This window comes from Pseudomonas sp. AC211, from assembly GCF_979258055.1.
Map to the genome: position 1 here is coordinate 1,544,164 of NZ_OZ409830.1, position 18,914 is coordinate 1,563,077.

An 18,914-nucleotide genomic window follows, 5' to 3' on the forward strand; every position below is an offset into this window, starting at 1 on the left:
TCAGCAGGATTCCGCCATGCCTTCGTTCGAACGTCCCCGCACTCTGGTTCACGCTTTGCAACGCCGCGCCGCCGAGCAGCCGCACGCCCTGGCCCTGCGTTTTCTGGACGGCGACGATGGCGAAGGCGTGGTGCTCACCTACGCCGAACTCGACGGGCGCGCGCGTACTATCGCCGCCGCATTGCAAGCGCAAACCAGCCGGGGCGACCGCGCGGTGCTGCTGTTCCCCAGCGGACCGGATTACGTCGCCGCATTTTTTGGCTGCCTGTACGCCGGTGTGATTGCCGTGCCGGCGTATCCGCCTGAATCGTCGCGCCACCAGCATCAGCTACGCTTGCTGTCGATTCTGGCCGACGCCGAACCCAGCGTGCTGCTCACCAGTAGCGACGGGCGCGCCACCTTGCAACACCTCGATAACGCACCTGCGTTGCTGCTGGTCGACACCCTGGATCCGACCCTCGCCAATCATTGGCAAGCGCCTGACTTCGCGGAGAACGACATCGCCTTTTTGCAATACACCTCCGGCTCCACGGCGCTGCCCAAAGGCGTGCAAGTCACCCATGGCAATCTGATCGCCAACGAGCTGCTAATTCGCCAAGGCTTCGGCATTCAGGCCGACGATGTGATCGTCAGCTGGCTGCCGCTGTACCACGACATGGGCCTGATCGGCGGCCTGCTGCAACCGATCTTCAGCGGCGTGCCGTGCGTGTTGATGTCGCCCAAATCATTCCTCGAACGGCCGGTGCGTTGGCTGGAAGCCATGAGCCGTTACGGCGGCACGGTCAGTGGCGGGCCGGATTTCGCCTATCGCCTGTGCAGCGAACGGGTCAGCGCATCCGCTTTGGCCGCGCTTGATCTGAGTCGCTGGCGCGTGGCGTTTTCCGGCTCGGAACCGATCCGCCAGGACAGCCTCGAGCGCTTTGCCGAGAAGTTTGTGGCCAGCGGTTTTTCCGCCAGCAGCTACCTCGCCTGCTACGGGCTGGCCGAGGCCACCTTGTATGTCACCAGCGGCACGCGCGGGCAGGGCATCGCCGCCCTGGGCGTGAGCGCTCAAGCCTTGGCGCAACAGCGCATTGCAGCGGGCGGCGACGGCGTTTTGCTCAGCTGCGGCAGCGTGCGGCCGTTGCACGAGGTGCGCATTGTCGAACCCGTCAGCGGCGCCGTGCTGAGCGACAACCAGGTCGGCGAAATCTGGGCCAGCGGCCCGAGCATCGCCCACGGTTACTGGCGCAATGCGCACGCCAGCGCCGAGACATTTATCCAGCAAGACGGCCAAACCTGGCTGCGCACCGGCGACCTCGGCGCCTTGCGCAACGGCGAGCTTTTTGTCAGCGGTCGGCTGAAAGACATGCTGATCGTGCGCGGCCAAAACCTGTACCCGCAGGACATCGAGCGCACCGTCGAAACCGAAGTGGCCCATGTGCGCAAAGGGCGGGTGGCGGCGTTTGCCGCGCGCCATAACGGCGAAGAGGGCATCGGCGTCGCCGCCGAAATCGGCCGCAGCGTGCAGAAAAATGTGCCCGCCGACGAGGTAATAAATGCCATTCGCCAGGCCGTCGCCGGGGCGTATCAGCAAGCGCCGCAGGCGGTGGTGTTGCTCAACCCCGGCGCCTTGCCGAAAACCTCCAGCGGCAAGTTGCAGCGTTCGGCGTGCGCGCTCGGCCTGGCCGATGGCAGCCTCGACAGCTACGCGCATTTTCCCTCGGCTGAAGCCAAGAAAACGGGCGAAACGCCAGGTGCCGCAGGGCTTGAACAACAGATCGCTGCCGTCTGGGCCGAGCATCTGCACGTACCTAGCGTCAGCGGCGCCGACAACTTTTTCCTGCTCGGCGGCGACTCAATTTCTGCCGCGCAGGTTATGGCTCAGTTGCGTGAACAGCTGGGCATCAACCTGCAATTGCGCGACTTGTTTGAAAGCCCAAACCTTGCTGGCTTTACCCACAACGTGGCCGAACACATCGCCCTCGGCGGCGGCAAAGTCGATGCGATAACCCGGCTATCGCGCAACCAGGATCTGCCGCAATCGCCCGCACAAAATCGCCTGTGGTTCCTCTGGCAACTGAACCCCACCAGCGCCGCCTACAACATTCCGGGCGGCCTGCACCTGCGCGGCGAAGTGGATGACCACGCCCTGCACGCCAGCTTTGCGCGCCTGATTCAGCGCCACGAAGCGCTGCGCACGGTGTTCCTCGAGCGCGACGGCCAGGCCCTGCAACGCGTGCAGCCCGATGCCACGCTGCACGTTCGGGATATCGACCTTCGCCACCTGAGCGGCACTGCGCAAACCGAGCAGGCCGCCCGCGAACGGGAGCAGGAGGCCAGCGCACCGTTCAACCTCACCACCGGCCCGCTGCTGCGCGTGACGCTGTTGCGCCTCGCCGATGATGAGCAGCAGTTGATGGTAACCCTGCACCACATCGTGGCCGACGGTTGGTCGCTGAATATTCTGCTCGACGAATTTGCCCGCCTGTACGCCGAAGCCTGCGGCGGCCGGCCGGCCGACTTGCCGGTGCTGCCGCTGGGCTACGCCGACTTCGCCAGTTGGCAGCGCCAGTGGCTGGCAAGCGGGGAAGGGCAGCGCCAGCTCGACTATTGGGCTGCGCACCTGGCCGATGAGGCGCCGGCCCTGCAATTGCCCCTCGACCAACCCCGCAGCCACCAGCGCCGCCACAGTGCCGCGCGTTATCGCTTCAAGCTGGACGACGCCCTGAGCCAGCGCCTGCGCCAGGTCGCCAACGGCCAGAACGCCACGCTGTTTATGCTGCTGCTCGCCAGTTTCCAAACCCTGCTGCTGCGTCATACCGGGCAAACCGACGTGCGCATCGGCGTGCCCGGCGCCAACCGTCAGCGCCTGGAAACCCAGGGTTTGCTCGGCTTCTTTATCAACACGCTGGTGCTGCGCGCCCAGCTCGACCCCCGCCAGCGCTTCACCGACGTGCTGGAAAACACCCGCGCCGCCACCTTGCACGCACAAGCCAATCAAGACGTGCCGTTCGATCAGGTGGTGCACGCGCTCGGTGGCGAAACGCCGTTTCAGGTGATGTTCAACCACCAGCAGCGCGACCTCGGCAGCCTGCGTCGGCTGCCCGGTTTGCTCGCCCAGGAACTGCCGTGGCACAGCCGCGAAGCCAAGTTCGACTTGCAACTGCACAGCGAAGAAGACGCCCGTGGGCGCCTGACGTTGGCATTCGACTATGCCGACGAACTGTTCAACGCTGCCAGCATCGAGCGCCTCGCCGAGCGTATGGTCAGCTTGTTGCAGCAGGTGGCGGAGCAGCCAGACATCAACCTCGGCGCGTTGGAAATAATCAGCGCCGCCGAACAGCAGCAACTGGCCGAGTGGAGTCGTGCGCCGATGCCGACAGCTCAGCAATTGCTGCCCGAATGGCTGGCGCACTACAACGCCGAGCACACGGCGCTGCTCTGGCAAAACGGCAGCCTGAGTTACGCAGACTTGCACGCCCAGGCCAACCGCCTGGCCCACAGGTTGCGCGGCCTCGGCGTTGGCGCGGATGTGTGCGTCGCCATTGCCGCCGAACGCTCGCCGCAGTTGCTGATCGGCTTGCTGGCGATCATCAAAGCCGGCGGCGCCTATGTGCCGCTGGATGCCGATTATCCGGCCGAGCGCCTGGCGTTCATGCTCCACGACAGTGGCGCGAAGCTGCTGCTGACGCAACGTCACCTCGCACAAACCCTGGCCGTGCCGAGCGGCATTCAAGTGCTGGAGCTGGACGCGCTGGAGGAGGACAGCGAGCCCTGCGCCGCGCTGGTGTCGGGCGTGAGCGGTGACAACCTGGCCTATGTGATTTACACCTCCGGTTCCACCGGCCAACCCAAGGGCGTCGGCGTTACCCACGCAGCGCTGGCCGAGCGCCTGAACTGGATGCAACGCACCTACGCGCTGGATGCCAGCGATGTGCTGATGCAAAAGGCGCCGGTGAGTTTCGATGTATCGGTGTGGGAATGCTTCTGGCCGCTGATTACTGGCGCCCGCTTGCTGCTGGCCGCGCCCGGCGAGCACCGCGATCCTCAGCGCCTGGTGCAGCTGGTGCGCGAGTTTGGCGTGACCACCTTGCACTTCGTGCCGCCGCTGCTGCAGCTGTTTGTGCAGGAGCCGGATGTGACGCAGTGCACCAGCCTGCGCCGACTGTTCAGCGGTGGCGAAGCCTTGCCCGCTGCCTTGCGTGACCGCGTCTTGGCGGCGTTGCCACAGGTGGCGTTGCACAACCGCTACGGCCCGACCGAAACCGCTATCAACGTCACCCATTGGCACTGCCAGATCGGCGACGGCGAGCGCTCGCCCATCGGCCGGCCGTTGGGCAATGTGAGTTGCCATGTGCTGGATGCCGAGCTGCAACCGGTGCCCGTCGGCGTTGCCGGCGAGCTGTGCATTGGTGGCGCCGGCCTGGCCCGCGGCTACCTCGGGCGCCGGGGCTGACGGCCGAGCGCTTTGTCGCCGATCCGCTGGGCGAGCCGGGCGCGCTTGTACCGCACCGGCGACCAGGCGCGCTGGGGCGCCGATGGCGCGCTGGAGTATTTGGGCCGTCTTGACCAGCAAGTGAAGCTGCGCGGTTTTCGCATCGAGCCGGAAGAGATTCAGGCGCGGCTGCTGGCCGAGGCTGGCGTTGGGCAGGCCGTGGTGTTCGTTCGCGAAGGCCATGCCGGCGCGCAACTGGTCGGCTATTACACCGGCACCACGGCTGAAAACGAGGCCGAACAATCCGCCCGGTTGCTCGCCGCGCTGGCCGCGCAATTGCCGGACTATATGGTGCCGGCGCACTTGCTGCGGCTGGCAAAAATGCCCCTGAGCCCGGCGGGCAAACTCGATCGCCAAGCGCTGCCCGAACCCGTCGTACAGCAGCGTCAACACATCGAGCCGAGCACACCGTTGCAGGTGCAGGTCGCCGCCATCTGGCGCGAGGTGCTGGGGCTTGAGCAGGTTGGCCTTGCCGATGATTTCTTCGAGCTGGGCGGCCATTCTCTGGTGGCCACGCAAATCGTTTCCCGCGTGCGCCAGGCCTGCGACGTCGAGCTGCCGCTGCGGGCGTTATTTGAAGCCAGCACGCTTGCAGGGTTTAGCGCGCAGGTCGCGGCGGTGCAGGCCAGCGGGCAGCGCAACAGTCAACAGAGCATCGCCATCCTCGACCGCACGCAGCCGCAGCCGCTGTCCTATTCGCAGCAGCGCATGTGGTTTCTCTGGCAACTGGAACCGGACAGCCCGGCCTACAACGTCGGCGGTCTGGCCAGGTTTAGTGGGGCGCTAGACGTCGACTGTTTCGAGGCGGCCTTGCAGGCGCTGATCGAACGTCACGAAACCCTGCGCACCACCTTTCCGAGCAGCGACGGCATTGCTCATCAGCAGGTTTCGCCGCAGTCCAACCTGCGCCTGGGTTGGCAGGATTTCTCCGCGCTCGACGCCGCCGAGCGCACCCAGCGCTTGCAGCACTTCGCCGACACCGATGCCCACCAGCCCTTCAATCTGGAAACCGGACCACTGCTACGCGCCACGCTGATCAAGTGCGCCGCGCACGAGCATTACCTGGCGCTGACGCTGCACCACATCGCCACCGAAGGCTGGGCGATGGATATTTTCGCCCGTGAACTGGCAGCGTTGTACGAGGCTTTTGTGCAGGGAAACGAGTCGCCATTGGCGCCGCTGCCGGTGCAATACCTCGACTACAGCCAGTGGCAGCGTCAGTGGATGGAAGCCGGCGAGCGGGACCGTCAGCTCAGCTATTGGAAAGCTCAGCTCGGCCACGAACACCCCGTGCTCGAATTGCCCAGCGACCGCCCGCGCCCGTCGCGGCAAAGTCATCGCGGCGAGTTGTACCGCTTCGACTTCGCCCCCGCGTTGGCCGAACGCTTGCGCGCCTTTAATGCCGCCCATGGCCTGACGTTATTTATGACCATGACCGCCGCTCTGGCCGCGTTGCTGCATCGCTACAGCGGGCAAACTGACTTGCGCATTGGCGCGCCGGTGGCCAACCGTATTCGCCCTGAAAGTGAAGGGCTGATTGGCGCGTTTCTCAATACGCAGGTGCTGCGTTGTCAGGTCGATGGACAATTCAGCGTGGAGCAATTGCTGGAACAGGTTCGCCACACCGTTATCGAAGGCCAGTCCCATCAAGACCTGCCGTTCGATCATCTGGTCGACGCGCTGCAACCGCCACGCAGCGCCGCCTACAACCCGCTGTTTCAGGTGATGTGCAACGTGCAGCGCTGGGAATTCCAGCAAACCCGCACGCTGGCCGGCATGACCGTGGAATACCTCGCCAACGATGCGCGGGCGACCAAGTTCGACCTCAACCTGGAAGTCACCGACCTCGACCATCGCCTGGGCTGCTGCTTTACCTACAGCTGCGATTTGTTCGACGAGCCGCGCATCGCGCGTATGGCCGAGCATCTGGTCAATCTGGTGCAGGCGATGGTCGATCAGCCGCAGCAGCGCCTCGCCGAATTGCCGCTGCTGTCGGCGGCCGAACAGCACGCACTGCTAGACAATCTCGGGGAAGAACCCGGTGAGCACGCACTGGACGCGACCGTGCATCACCTATTCGCCGCGCAAGCCGCCGCAACACCAGACGCGCGGGCGCTGAGCGTGGGCGAACACACGCTGACCTACGCCGAACTCGACGCCCAGGCCAACCGCCTGGCCCATTGGCTGCGCGCCAGTGGCGTCGGCCCGGAAGTGCGGGTTGGCCTGGCGTTGCCGCGTTCCACCGACTTGGTCGTCGGCCTGCTGGCCATTCTCAAAGCCGGCGGCGCCTATGTGCCGCTGGACCCGGAGTACCCGCCGGAGCGCCTGCATTACATGGTCGAAGACAGCGGCATTGCGCTGCTGCTCGGTCACGCCGACTGGCTCGCCACGCTGGGCGACTTGCCGGGCGATGTGGTGCTCGGTTGCCTGGATGAACTCAAACTCGCCGACTACCCCAGCCATGCCCCGGCCGACCTCAGCTCGCCGCTGCATCAGGCGTATCTGATTTACACCTCCGGCTCCACCGGCAAGCCCAAAGGCGTCGCCGTCAGTCACGGTGAAATGGCCATGCACTGCCGCGCGGTGATTGCCCACTTCGGCATGCGCAGCGACGACTGCGAGCTGCACGTGTATTCCATTAACTTCGACGCCGCCAGCGAGCGCCTGCTCACGCCGCTGCTGTGTGGCGCCGAAGTGGTGCTGCAGGCGCAGGGCCAATGGGGCGCCGAGGAAATCTGCACGCTGATCCGCCAGCACCGCGTCACCATCCTCGGCTTCACCCCCAGCTACGGCAGCCAGTTGGCGCAATGGCTGGCCAGCCGTGGCGAACAGCTGCCGGTGCGCCTGTGCATTACCGGCGGCGAGGCGCTGACCGGCGAGCACCTGCAACGCATTCGCGCAGGTTTCGCACCCGTGCAGTTCTTCAACGCTTACGGGCCGACGGAAACGGTGGTGATGCCGCTCGCCAGCCTGGCGCCGGAGCACCTGCCCGAAGGCGCCAGCAGCGTGGCGATTGGCCGCGTTGTGGGCGCGCGTACTGCTTATGTGCTGGACGCTGATCTGGCGCTGGTGCCGCCCGGTTCCACCGGCGAGCTGTATATCGGCGGCGCCGGCCTGGCCCGTGGTTATCACGCGCGGCCGGCCCTGACTGCCGAGCGTTTCGTGCCCAACCCGTTTGCCAACAGTGGCGCAGGCGGGCGCTTGTACCGCACCGGCGACTTGGTGCGGCAACGCGCCGATGGGCAACTGGAATACGTGGGCCGTATCGACCAGCAAGTGAAGGTGCGCGGCTTTCGTATCGAGCTGGGCGAGATCGAAGCGCGCCTGCTCGAACACCGCGAGGTCAACGAGTGTGTGGTGCTGGCGCTGGATGGCCCCAGCGGCAAACAGCTGGTCGCCTATATCGGCACCGGCTTGGCAGATGCCGACAGCGAACACCAGCAAACCCTGCGCGACAGCCTCAAAGCTCACCTGCTGGCGCAATTGCCGGAGCATATGCTGCCGACCTTCACCGTGCTGCTGCCGAGCCTGCCGCTGACCGCCAACGGCAAGGTCGAACGCTGCGCCTTGCCCGCGCCCGACCTGGAACAAAACCGTCAGCAGTTCGTAGCCCCACGCAGCGCCATGGAACAGCGCCTGGCAGCGATCTGGCGCGACGTGCTCAACGTGCAGCAAGTGGGCCTGGCGGATAACTTTTTCGAATTGGGCGGCGACTCGATCTTGTCCATTCAAGTGGTCAGCCGCGCACGCCAACAAGGCATCCACTTCAGCCCGCGCGACCTGTTCCAGCACCAGACCGTGCAAGCGCTCGCCAGCGTCGCCACGCATCAGCAGCAGGTGCTGAGCGAGCAGGGCGCCTTGAGCGGCGAGGCTGCACTCACGCCCATTCAGCACTGGTTCTTCGGTCGCGACATGGCCGAGCGCAACCATTGGAACCAGGCGCTGGTGCTGCACACGCAGCAGCCGCTGGACGCCGACCTGTTGCAGCGCAGCGTGCAGCGTGTGGTGCAGCAGCACGACGCCTTGCGCCTGCGCTTTACCAATGCCGATGGCCAATGGCGCGCGTTTTACCGCGAGCAGACCGGTGACGACGCGCTGCTCTGGCAGACCAGCGCCGAGCAAGCGCCCGCGCTGTTTGAAAAAGCCCAGCGCAGCCTCGACCTTGAGCGCGGCCCGCTGCTGCGTGCCGTTCTGGTGGACGGGCAAAAACTGCTGCTGGCGATTCATCACACGGTGGTCGATGGCGTGTCGTGGCGCGTGCTGCTCGATGATTTGCAATCGGCTTATGAGCAGTTGCTAAGCGGCAAAACAGAACCGCAACTGCCGGCCAAAACCAGCGCCATGGGCGAATGGGCCGCGCGCCTCGGCGCTTATGCCAGCAGCGAGTCGCTGCGCGAAGAACTGCGCTGGTGGCAGCGGCAGAAGTGGGCGGGCAGGGGCGGTGATTTGCCCGGCGTTCGCCGCGCGGGCAGCAACCTTGAACGCGATGCCGAAACCGTCACTGTGCGCCTGAGTGCCGAACGCACCGGCCAGTTGCTGACGCAGGCGCCCGCGGCCTATCGCACCCAGGTCAACGACCTGCTGCTGACCGCGCTCAGCCGCGTGCTGTGCCAGTGGACCGGGCAGACTTCGGCGCTGATTCAACTTGAAGGCCATGGCCGCGAAGCGCTATTCGACGACCTCGACCTAACCCGCAGCGTCGGCTGGTTTACCAGCGCTTATCCGCTGCGCATCGACCATCACGTCGACCTCGCCACCGCCATCAAAGCCACCAAGGAACACCTGCGCAGCGTGCCGCACAAAGGCCTGGGCTATGGCGTATTGCGTTACCTCGCCGATTCCGTCAGCCGCGCCGCCATTAGCGAGTTGCCCGAAGCCAGGGTCACCTTCAACTACCTTGGCCAACTTGATGCCGGCACCGATGGCCTGTTCACCTTGCTGCAAGACAGTCCCGGGGCTATCCACAGCGCGCTGGCGCCACTGGCCAACGAGCTGAGTATCGACGGCCAGGTGTCTAACGGTGAGTTGCAGTTGCGCTGGACCTTCAGCCGCGAACGCTACGACGCCAGCGCGGTTCAGGAGTTGGCCGAGGCGCTGATCGATGAACTGCACAGCGTCATCGACCATTGCCTGCAAGCCGGCAATGGCGGCTTTACGCCCTCCGACTTCCCGCTCGCGCACCTGAGCCAACACCAACTCGACAATCTGCCCGTGCCGGTCACAGACATCGACGACCTGTACCCGCTCACGCCCATGCAGGAAGGGCTGCTGCTGCACACGCTGCTGGAACCGGGCACCGGCATCTATTACATGCAGGATCGCTACCGCATCAACAGCGTCCTGGACCCTGAGCGTTTCGCCCGCGCCTGGCAGGCTGTGGTCGCGCGCCATGAAGCGCTGCGCGCCTCGTTCGCCTGGAACGCCGGCGAGGCCATGCTGCAGATCATTCATAAACCCGGCGCCGCCGACCTGGAGCTGCTCGACTGGAGCGCCTTGCCCGAACACGAGCATGAAACGCGCCTGCAAGCCCTGCACAAACGCGAGCGTGAAGCGGGCTTCGACTTGCTCAACCGTCCGCCCTTCCACCTGCGCCTGATCAAGCTGGAGGAGCAGCGCTACTGGTTCATGATGAGCAACCACCACATCCTCATCGACGCCTGGTGCCGGGGCTTGCTGATGAGCGATTTCTTTGAAATCTACAGCGCCCTCGGCGAACAACGCGCACCGCAATTGCCCGAGGCGCCGCGTTACCGCGACTACATCAGCTGGCTGCAACGCCAGGATCTCAATCAGGCGCGGCAGTGGTGGCAAAGCAACCTGGCGGGCTTCGAGCGCCGCACGTATATCCCCAGCGACCGGCCCATCGCCCACGACCACAGTGGTGACAACGGCGGCATGTTGGTCGGCGATTGCTACACCCGTTTGCAACCGAGCGAAGGCGCGCACTTGCGCGAATTGGCGCAGCGCCACCAACTCACCGTTAACACCTTTGCCCAAGCCGCCTGGGCGCTGGTGCTGCGCCGTTACAGCGGCGAGCGCGACGTGCTGTTTGGCGTCACGGTGGCCGGTCGCCCGGTCGGCATGCCCGCCATGCAGCGCACCGTCGGGCTGTTTATCAACAGCGTGGCCCTGCGGGTGAAACTGCCGGCCGCCGGGCAACCGCTCAGCGTGCGCGACTGGCTGCACGGCTTGTTCGCCAGCAACATGGACCTGCGCGAGCACGAATACCTGCCGCTGGTGGCAATTCAGGAATGCAGCGAATTGCCCAAAGGCCAGCCGCTGTTCGACAGCCTGTTCGTGTTCGAAAACGCCCCGGTGGAAACCACCGTGCTCGACCAGGCGCAAAGCCTGAACGCCACCTCCGACTCGGGCCGCACGCACACCAACTTCCCGCTCACCGTGGTGTGTTACCCGGGCGATGATTTGGGCCTGCACCTTTCCTACGATCAGCGCTACTTCGACGCGGCGACCATCGAACGCTTGCTCGCCGAATTCAAACGGCTGCTGCTGGCCCTGGCTGAGCATTTCCACGGCGACATGGCCGAGCTGCCCTTACTGGGCGAGAGCGAACGGCGCCTGCTGACCGTCGACTGCAACACCAGCGAGCGCGCCTATCCGCTGGAGCAAGGCTACGCACGGCTGTTCGAAACACAGGTGGCCGCCGCGCCGCACCGCGTCATCGCCAGTTGCCTGGATCAGCAATGGACCTATGAGCAACTGAACGGGTGCGCCAACCGTCTCGGCCACGCCTTGATTGCTGCCGGCGTGCGCCTCGACCAGCCGGTAGCGCTGCTGGCCGAGCGGAGCCTGGAACTGCTGGGCATGATCGTCGGCAGCTTCAAAGCCGGCGCCGGCTACCTGCCGCTGGACCCCAGCCACCCCGTGCAACGGCTGACGCGGATCATCGAACTGAGCCGCACGCCGGTACTGGTGTGCACCCGCGCTTGCCGCGAACAGGCCATGCAGCTGCTGGAAGAACTCGGCTGCGGCGGCCGTCCGCGCTTGCTGGTATGGGAGGAAATACATGAAAGCGCCTGGCCGGACCGCAACCCCGGCATCTACAGCGCGCCAAACAACCTGGCCTACGTGATCTACACCTCGGGCTCCACCGGTTTGCCCAAAGGCGTGATGGTCGAGCAGGCCGGCATGCTCAACAACCAACTGAGCAAAGTGCCGTACCTGAACCTCGGCAGCGACGATGTGATCGCGCAAACCGCCTCGCAAAGCTTCGACATTTCCGTCTGGCAATTCCTCGCCGCGCCGCTGTTTGGCGCGCGCGTGGCCATCGTGCCCAACACCATCGCCCACGACCCGCAGGCGCTGCTGGCGCATGTCGCCGAGCAGCACATCAGCGTGCTGGAAAGCGTGCCGTCGCTGATCCAGGGCATGCTTGCCGAAGACATCGCCCAGCCGCTCGAAAACCTGCGCTGGATGCTGCCCACCGGCGAAGCGATGCCACCGGAACTGGCGCGCCAATGGCTGCAACGCTACCCCAACGTCGGCCTGGTAAACGCCTACGGGCCGGCCGAGTGTTCGGATGACGTCGCGTTTTTCCGCGTCGATGCAGCCTCCACCCAAAGCACCTACCTGCCCATCGGCAGCCCCACCGACAACAACCGCCTGTACCTGCTGGACGACGCCTTGGAACTGGTGCCGCTCGGTGCGGTAGGCGAACTGTGCATCGCCGGCACGGGCGTCGGCCGCGGCTACGTCGGCGACCCGCAACGCACCGCCCAAGCCTTCGTTCCCAACCCCTTTGCCCCAGGCGAACGCCTATACCGCAGCGGCGACCTGGCCCGGCGTCGGGCCGACGGCCTGCTGGAATATGTTGGGCGTATCGACCATCAAGTAAAAATTCGCGGCTTCCGTATCGAACTCGGCGAAATCGAAGCGCGGCTGCATGAACAGGCCGACGTACGAGATGCTGCCGTCGCCGTGCAAGAAGGTCCGACTGGCAAATACCTGGTCGGCTATCTCGTGCCGACTGCGCCCGTGCATGACCCCGCTGCGTGGTTCGACCCGATCAAACAACGCCTACGCGCCGACCTGCCGGACTACATGGTGCCGCTGCACTGGCAACTGCTCGACCGCCTGCCACTCAACACCAACGGCAAACTCGACCGCAACGCCTTGCCGGCTCTGGAGCTTGGGCTTGCACCGAACCAACACTACGTCGCACCGCGTACCGACCTTGAAAGGCAACTGGCCGACATCTGGGCACAGGTGCTGAAGCTTGAGCGAGTCGGCGTGCACGACAACTTCTTCGAACTGGGCGGGCACTCCCTGCTCGCCACACAAATCGCCTCACGGATGCAAACCGTGCTGCAACGCAACGTGCCGCTGCGGGCCATGTTCGAATGCAGCTCGGTGGCCGAGTTGGCCGAATACGTGGAAGGGCTGGACAGCCAGGCCGTGGTGGAACAGAAGGCCGAGCGGGTGAGTGATTTGATGGCGCGGTTTGAAGCGATGTAGATCAAAACATCGCGGCTACAGCCGCTCCCAAAGCCAATGCCGACCCTGTGGGAGCGGCTTTAGCCGCGAGTTTTTGATGTTGTTCTACAGCTTTTGACCTGGCTTTTGACCTGGCTTTTGATCCACCGCTTTTGATCTAGCTTGTGATCTACCCGCCCCATTCATCGCAGGCCGAGTGGAGTCGACGCGTAGGGGGTTGAGCGGCCGGGAGCCGCGAAAGGAACATCGGGCCATGGATGGCCCGTTGTGACGGCCCCCGGGTGGCGACGGAGCGAGGGGACCCGGAGCGCAGCGTAGGGCCAAGGTAGGAGCAAGACTTTTGGTTTCTTTTTCGTCGACTGGAAAAAGAAACTCGCGCGTAAGGCGCGAAACAAAACGTTCAGCGCACGCGGTAATGAATACCGCCGTCCGTGCCATATGCATCCGGCTCAGGACTCTGGATCCCCGCATGCGCGAGGATGCCGGGGGTTAGAGCGCGGAATCTACGTTAGGCGCGAAACAAAACCCAAAGCGTAGCCGGGCAACACACAATCCGAAAACGTCTCCGATCAAGCTCCCTCGCCCCTCGGGGAGAGGGTTGGGGTGAGGGGGGCGGTTGCGTTTGTCTTGCCCCTCACCCCGTCCCCTCTCCCGCAGGCGGGCGAGGGGTGCAGAGCCGTTGCGTTTGTTTTGCCCTCACCCCCGGCCCCTCTCCCGCGAGCGGGCGAGGGGAGCAAAGCCGTTGCGTTTTTTACGCGTTCTTTACGCCCAAGCCCGCCTTCGCATCTCGTCCCTTTACGCCCCCCTGCGGACAATCCTCCCTAAGCGGCAGTCGCCGTATGACGGAGAAATATCCATGCATCTTCTGGACGGGTTGTCCCTGCTGTTGGCCAGCGGACTGTTCATTTACCTGCTGGTTGCGCTGTTGCGCGCCGGGCGTAGTTGAGGAGCCGCCAATGGACAGTCATGTCGTTTTATTGCTGGTGGCGTTCTTCGCATTGGTGCTGTTGCCGGCACCGTGGTTGGGGCGCTTTTTCTTTCGGGTGATGGAGGGCGAGCGTACCTGGCTTTCGCCGGTGTTGCAGCCGGTGGAGCGCTTCGGCTACCGCGTTGCGGGCGTGGATGCCAAGCAAGAGCAGGACTGGAAGACGTACACCTTGTCGCTGCTGGCCTTCAACCTGGCCGGCTTGCTGTTGTTGTTCGCCATCTTGCTGCTGCAAGGCGTGCTGCCCCTGAACCCGCAGCATATGCCGGGTCTGGAGTGGACGCTGGCGTTCAACACGGCGGTGAGCTTTGTCACCAACACCAACTGGCAGGCCTACAGCGGCGAAGCCAGCTTGAGTTATTTCAGTCAGATGGTCGGCCTTGGCGTGCAGAACTTTGTCAGCGCCGCCACAGGTCTGGCTGTGCTGGTGGCGCTATGCCGTGGCATCTCTCGTGGTTCCAGTCAGACGCTGGGCAACTTCTGGGTCGACCTCACCCGCGGCACGCTCTACGTCTTGCTGCCGTTGTGCATCGCCCTGGCGGTTTTCCTGGTCTGGCAGGGCGTGCCGCAAACCTTCAGCCATTACCTGGACGCCACCACCCTGCAAGGCGGCGAACAAAGCCTGCCGTTCGGCCCGGCGGCCAGCCAGATTGCGATCAAGCAACTGGGCACCAACGGCGGCGGCTTCTTTGGCGTGAACTCGGCGCACCCGTTCGAGAATCCGACGGTGTGGAGCAACTTGTTCGAGATGGCCTCCATTCTGCTGATTCCAGCCGCGCTGGTATTCACCTTCGGCCACTACGTCAAAGACCTGCGCCAGAGCCGCGCGATTCTCGCCTGCATGCTGATTCTGCTGGTGCTCGGCGTTGGCGTGACGCTGTACAGCGAGCTGCAACCGAACCCGGCGCTGGCCGGCCTGAACATCGAGCAAAGCGGCTCGCTGGAAGGCAAGGAAAGCCGCTTCGGCATTGGCGCTTCGGCGCTGTGGGCGGTGGCCTCCACGGCGGCGTCCAGCGGTTCGGTGAACTCGATGCACGACAGCTTCAGCGCCCTGGGCGGCATGGTGCCGATGTTCAACATGATGGTCGGCGAGGTGATTTTCGGCGGCGTCGGGGCCGGCCTCTACGGCATGTTGCTGTTCGTGCTGATTGCCGTGTTCCTCTGCGGCCTGATGGTCGGCCGCACGCCGGAATACCTCGGCAAGAAACTCGAAGCCCGCGAAGTGCGTTTACTGGTGCTGACCTTGCTGGTCATGCCGCTGGGCGTGCTGGTGCTGGGCGCGCTGACTGCCGTGCTGCCGTTTGCCAACGCCTCGGTGAGCAACCCCGGCGCCCATGGCCTGAGCCAGATTCTTTACAACTACACCTCCGGCACGGCCAACAACGGCTCGGCGTTTGGCGGCTTCAGTTCGAACACGCCGTTCCACAACCTGATGCTCAGCCTGGCCATGTTGCTCGGGCGCTTCGGCTACATCCTGCCGGTGCTGGCGATTGCCGGCAGCCTGGCGGCCAAGCGCCGGGTGCCGGTGGGGCAGAACAGTTTCCCCACGCACGGCCCGCTGTTTGTCAGCCTGCTGATCATCACCATCTTGCTGGTGGGTGGTTTGACCTTCCTGCCGGTATTGGCCCTGGGGCCGGTGGCCGAACACCTCAGCCTGCTCGGTCATTAATTAGGAATCGCCATGAACGCCAAGACTCAGCCCTTGCAAGTACCGAGCGCGCCGGCCACGCCGCGCAAGCAGTGGCAGGCGGCGATAGTGCAAGCCTTCGTCAAACTCGACCCACGCCAACTGGTGCGCTCGCCGGTGATGCTGGTGGTAGAACTCACCGCCATTTTCACCACCGTGTTGTGCGCCTTGCCGGGCCAGCCGGTGCCCACTTTTATCGCCGTGCAAATCGCCGTATGGCTGTGGTTCACGGTGCTGTTCGCCAACTTCGCTGAAGCCCTGGCCGAAGGCCGTGGCAAGGCCCGCGCCGACAGTTTGCGTGCCGGCACCCAAGGTCTTTCCGCACGCCGCCGCTTGCAAAACGGCACCTTCGAAACCGTGCCGGCTGCCTCGCTGCGCAAAGGCGAAGTGGTGCGGGTTGAAGCCGGCGAACTGATTCCCGGCGACGGCGAGGTCATCGAAGGCATCGCCGCCGTTAACGAAGCGGCGATTACCGGCGAATCGGCGCCGGTGATTCGTGAATCCGGCGGCGACCGCTCGGCCGTCACCGGCAACACCCGCGTGGTCTCCGACTGGCTGCTGGTGCGCATCAGCGTTAACCCTGGCGAGTCCACGCTGGACCGCATGATCGCCCTGGTGGAAGGCGCCAAACGGCAGAAAACCCCTAACGAAGTGGCGCTGGATATCTTGCTGATCGGCCTCACGCTGATCTTCCTGCTGGTGGTCGTCACCTTGCAGCCGTTCGCCATTTATTCCGGTGGCGCCTTGCCGCTGGTGTTTCTGGTAGCGCTGCTGGTAACGCTGATTCCCACCACCATTGGCGGGCTGTTGTCGGCCATCGGCATTGCCGGTATGGACCGTCTGGTGCGCCTGAACGTGATCGCCAAATCCGGTCGCGCCGTGGAAGCAGCGGGCGATGTGCATGTGTTGCTGCTGGATAAAACCGGCACCATCACCTTCGGTAACCGCCGTTGCAGCGCCCTGTACGCCGCGCCGGGCATCACCGGCAAAGCCCTGGCTGAAGGCGCGTTGCTGGCCTCGCTGGCCGATGACACGCCGGAAGGCAAATCGATTGTCGAGTACCTGCGCGGTCTGCATCCGATGAACGAGCCGGTGCGCGACGCGGTGCATGCCGTGCCGTTCAGCGCCGAGACGCGGTTGTCGGGTGTGGATTTCGAAGGCCACATCTACCGCAAGGGTGCCGTGGATGCCTTGTTGGCCTTTATCGGCATGTCGCGCGGTGAAATGCCGGCCGTGCTGTCCCGCGAGATCGACAAGATCGCCCAAAGCGGCGGCACGCCGTTGTTGGTGTGCGCCGACGGCAAGCTGCTCGGCGCCATCCATTTGAAAGACGTGGTCAAGCCTGGCATTCGCGAACGCTTTGCCGAGCTGCGTCAGCTGGGCATTCGCACCGTGATGGTGACCGGCGACAACCCGCTGACCGCCGCCGCCATCGCCGCCGAAGCGGGGGTGGACGACGTGATTGCCGAAGCCACACCGGAGAAAAAACTGGCGCGTATTCGTGCCGAGCAGGCCGATGGCAAGATGGTCGCCATGTGCGGCGACGGCGCCAACGACGCCCCGGCGCTGGCCCAGGCGGACGTCGGCATGGCCATGAACGACGGCACACAGGCCGCCCGCGAAGCCGCCAACCTGGTGGACCTCGACTCCGACCCGACCAAGCTGCTGGACGTGGTGCAAGTGGGCAAGGAACTGCTGGTAACCCGTGGCGCGCTGACCACCTTTTCCATCGCCAACGACGTGGCCAAGTACTTCGCCATTCTGCCGGCGCTGTTCACCAGCATTTATCCGCAACTGGGCGTGCTTAACGTGATGCACCTGCAGAGCCCGCAGAGCGCGATTCTTTCAGCCATCGTCTTCAACGCCCTGATCATCATCGCCCTGGTGCCGCTGGCCCTGCGCGGGGTGCGGGTGGAAGCCGTTGACGCTGCCAGCCTGCTGCGCCGCAACCTGCTGATTTACGGGGTTGGCGGGCTGGTGGCGCCGTTTGTGGGCATCAAGTTGATCGACCTGTTACTGACCAGTATCGGCCTGGCGTGAAGCCAGGTTTTTGGAGAAACGAAATGAACAGCTATGTGCGTCCTGCGGTAAGTCTGATTGCCTTGATGACCGTACTCACCGGCGTGGCGTATCCGCTGGCAGTGACCGGAGTGGCCCAACTGGCCTTCGCCGACCAGGCCAACGGCAGCCTGATTCACGACAGCCAGGGCCGCCTGCGCGGCTCCAGCCTGATCGCCCAGCCATTCGACGGCGCGCAGTGGTTCCAATCGCGCCCTTCGGCCGGTAGCTTTGCCACCGTCTCCAGCGGCGCCAGCAACCTGGCCCCCAGCAATCCGGCGCTGCGCGAGCAGAATAACCGGCGACAGCGAAAAACTCGCCGTGGCCGGGCAGGGCGCCGTGCCCATGGCGCTGGTCACCACCTCCGCCAGCGGCCTGGACCCGGACCTGCCGGTGGCGGCGGCGCAGTACCAGATCGCGCGAATTGCGGCGGCGAGGAATATCGATGGCAAGGCGCTGGAGCGGTTGATTGAACAGAACGTTAGCCGGCCGCTGATTGGGCCGGCGGTGGTGAATGTGTTGGCGTTGAATAGGGCGCTGGCTGGGGAGGGGGAATAGACGTAGGGTGCGCGGGGGTGAGGGTTTGGGATGGAGCGGTGTAAGGCGCGAGATTCTGGATCCAGGCTTTCGGATGGAACGGTGTCAGTCGCAGCATTCTGGATCCCGAATCGTCGGACCGCCGCCTTCGCGGGAACGACGGAGGTTTTTCATACGTTCTCCGTCATCCTCGCGAACGCGGGGATCCAGGCTTTCGGATAGATCGGTGTACGTCGCAACATTCTGGATTCCCGCCTGCGCGGGAATGACGGAGGTTTTTCATACGTTCTCCGTCCTCCTCGCGAAGGCGGTGGTCCGACAATTCGGGATCCAGGCTTTCGGATGGAACGGTGTCAGTCGCAACATTCTGGATCCCCGCGTGCGCGAGGATGACGGTGCGAGGGGCATAAGGCGAAGTATTCCTACACGAATCTATATAAAAACCTCCGTCATCCCCGCGCAGGCGGGGATCCAGAGTTTTGGAAGGATCGGTGTAAGTCGCAACACTCTGGATTCCGAATCGTCGGACCGCCGTCTGCGCCGGGGAATGACGGAGGTCTTTCATACTTTCTCCGTCATCCTCGCGAACGCGGGGATCCAGGCTTTCGGATAGATCGGTGTACGTCGCAACATTCTGGATCCCCGCGTGCGCGAGGATGACGGAGGTTTTTCATACATACACCGTCATCCCCGCACGCGCAAAAGAGTGAAAAAAGATT

3 protein-coding genes and 2 pseudogenes are annotated in these 18,914 nt (G+C 64.4%); all 5 read left to right on the forward strand.

All coding sequences use genetic code 11. The features are described from left to right. Nucleotides 1–16 precede the first annotated feature (16 nt). Nucleotides 17–12,949, forward strand: a pseudogene (locus ACZZZP_RS07530) (non-ribosomal peptide synthase/polyketide synthase). An 835-nt stretch (nt 12,950–13,784) separates the two neighbouring features. Beyond that, complete coding sequence (kdpF, locus tag ACZZZP_RS07535) at nt 13,785–13,874, forward strand: K(+)-transporting ATPase subunit F (protein WP_108097287.1); 90 nt, start codon at nt 13,785–13,787, stop codon at nt 13,872–13,874. 10 nt (nt 13,875–13,884) lie between these two features. Further along, on the forward strand, nt 13,885–15,582 hold the full coding sequence (kdpA, locus tag ACZZZP_RS07540) for a potassium-transporting ATPase subunit KdpA (protein WP_463382306.1): 1,698 nt from the start codon (nt 13,885–13,887) through the stop codon (nt 15,580–15,582). A gap of 12 nt (nt 15,583–15,594) precedes the next feature. Continuing rightward, on the forward strand, nt 15,595–17,640 hold the full coding sequence (gene kdpB / locus ACZZZP_RS07545; RefSeq protein WP_463536413.1) for a potassium-transporting ATPase subunit KdpB: 2,046 nt from the start codon (nt 15,595–15,597) through the stop codon (nt 17,638–17,640). A gap of 23 nt (nt 17,641–17,663) precedes the next feature. Further along, nucleotides 17,664–18,216 (forward strand): annotated as a pseudogene (gene kdpC, locus ACZZZP_RS07550) (potassium-transporting ATPase subunit KdpC). Nucleotides 18,217–18,914 lie beyond the last annotated feature (698 nt).

What these genes read in the sequence shown, in the direction of transcription:
- kdpF (WP_108097287.1), top strand. Translation starts at nt 13,785, where the DNA reads ATGCATCTTCTGGACGGGTTGTCCCTGCTGTTGGCCAGCGGACTGTTC.
- kdpA (WP_463382306.1), top strand. Translation starts at nt 13,885, where the DNA reads ATGGACAGTCATGTCGTTTTATTGCTGGTGGCGTTCTTCGCATTGGTG.
- kdpB (WP_463536413.1), top strand. Translation starts at nt 15,595, where the DNA reads ATGAACGCCAAGACTCAGCCCTTGCAAGTACCGAGCGCGCCGGCCACG.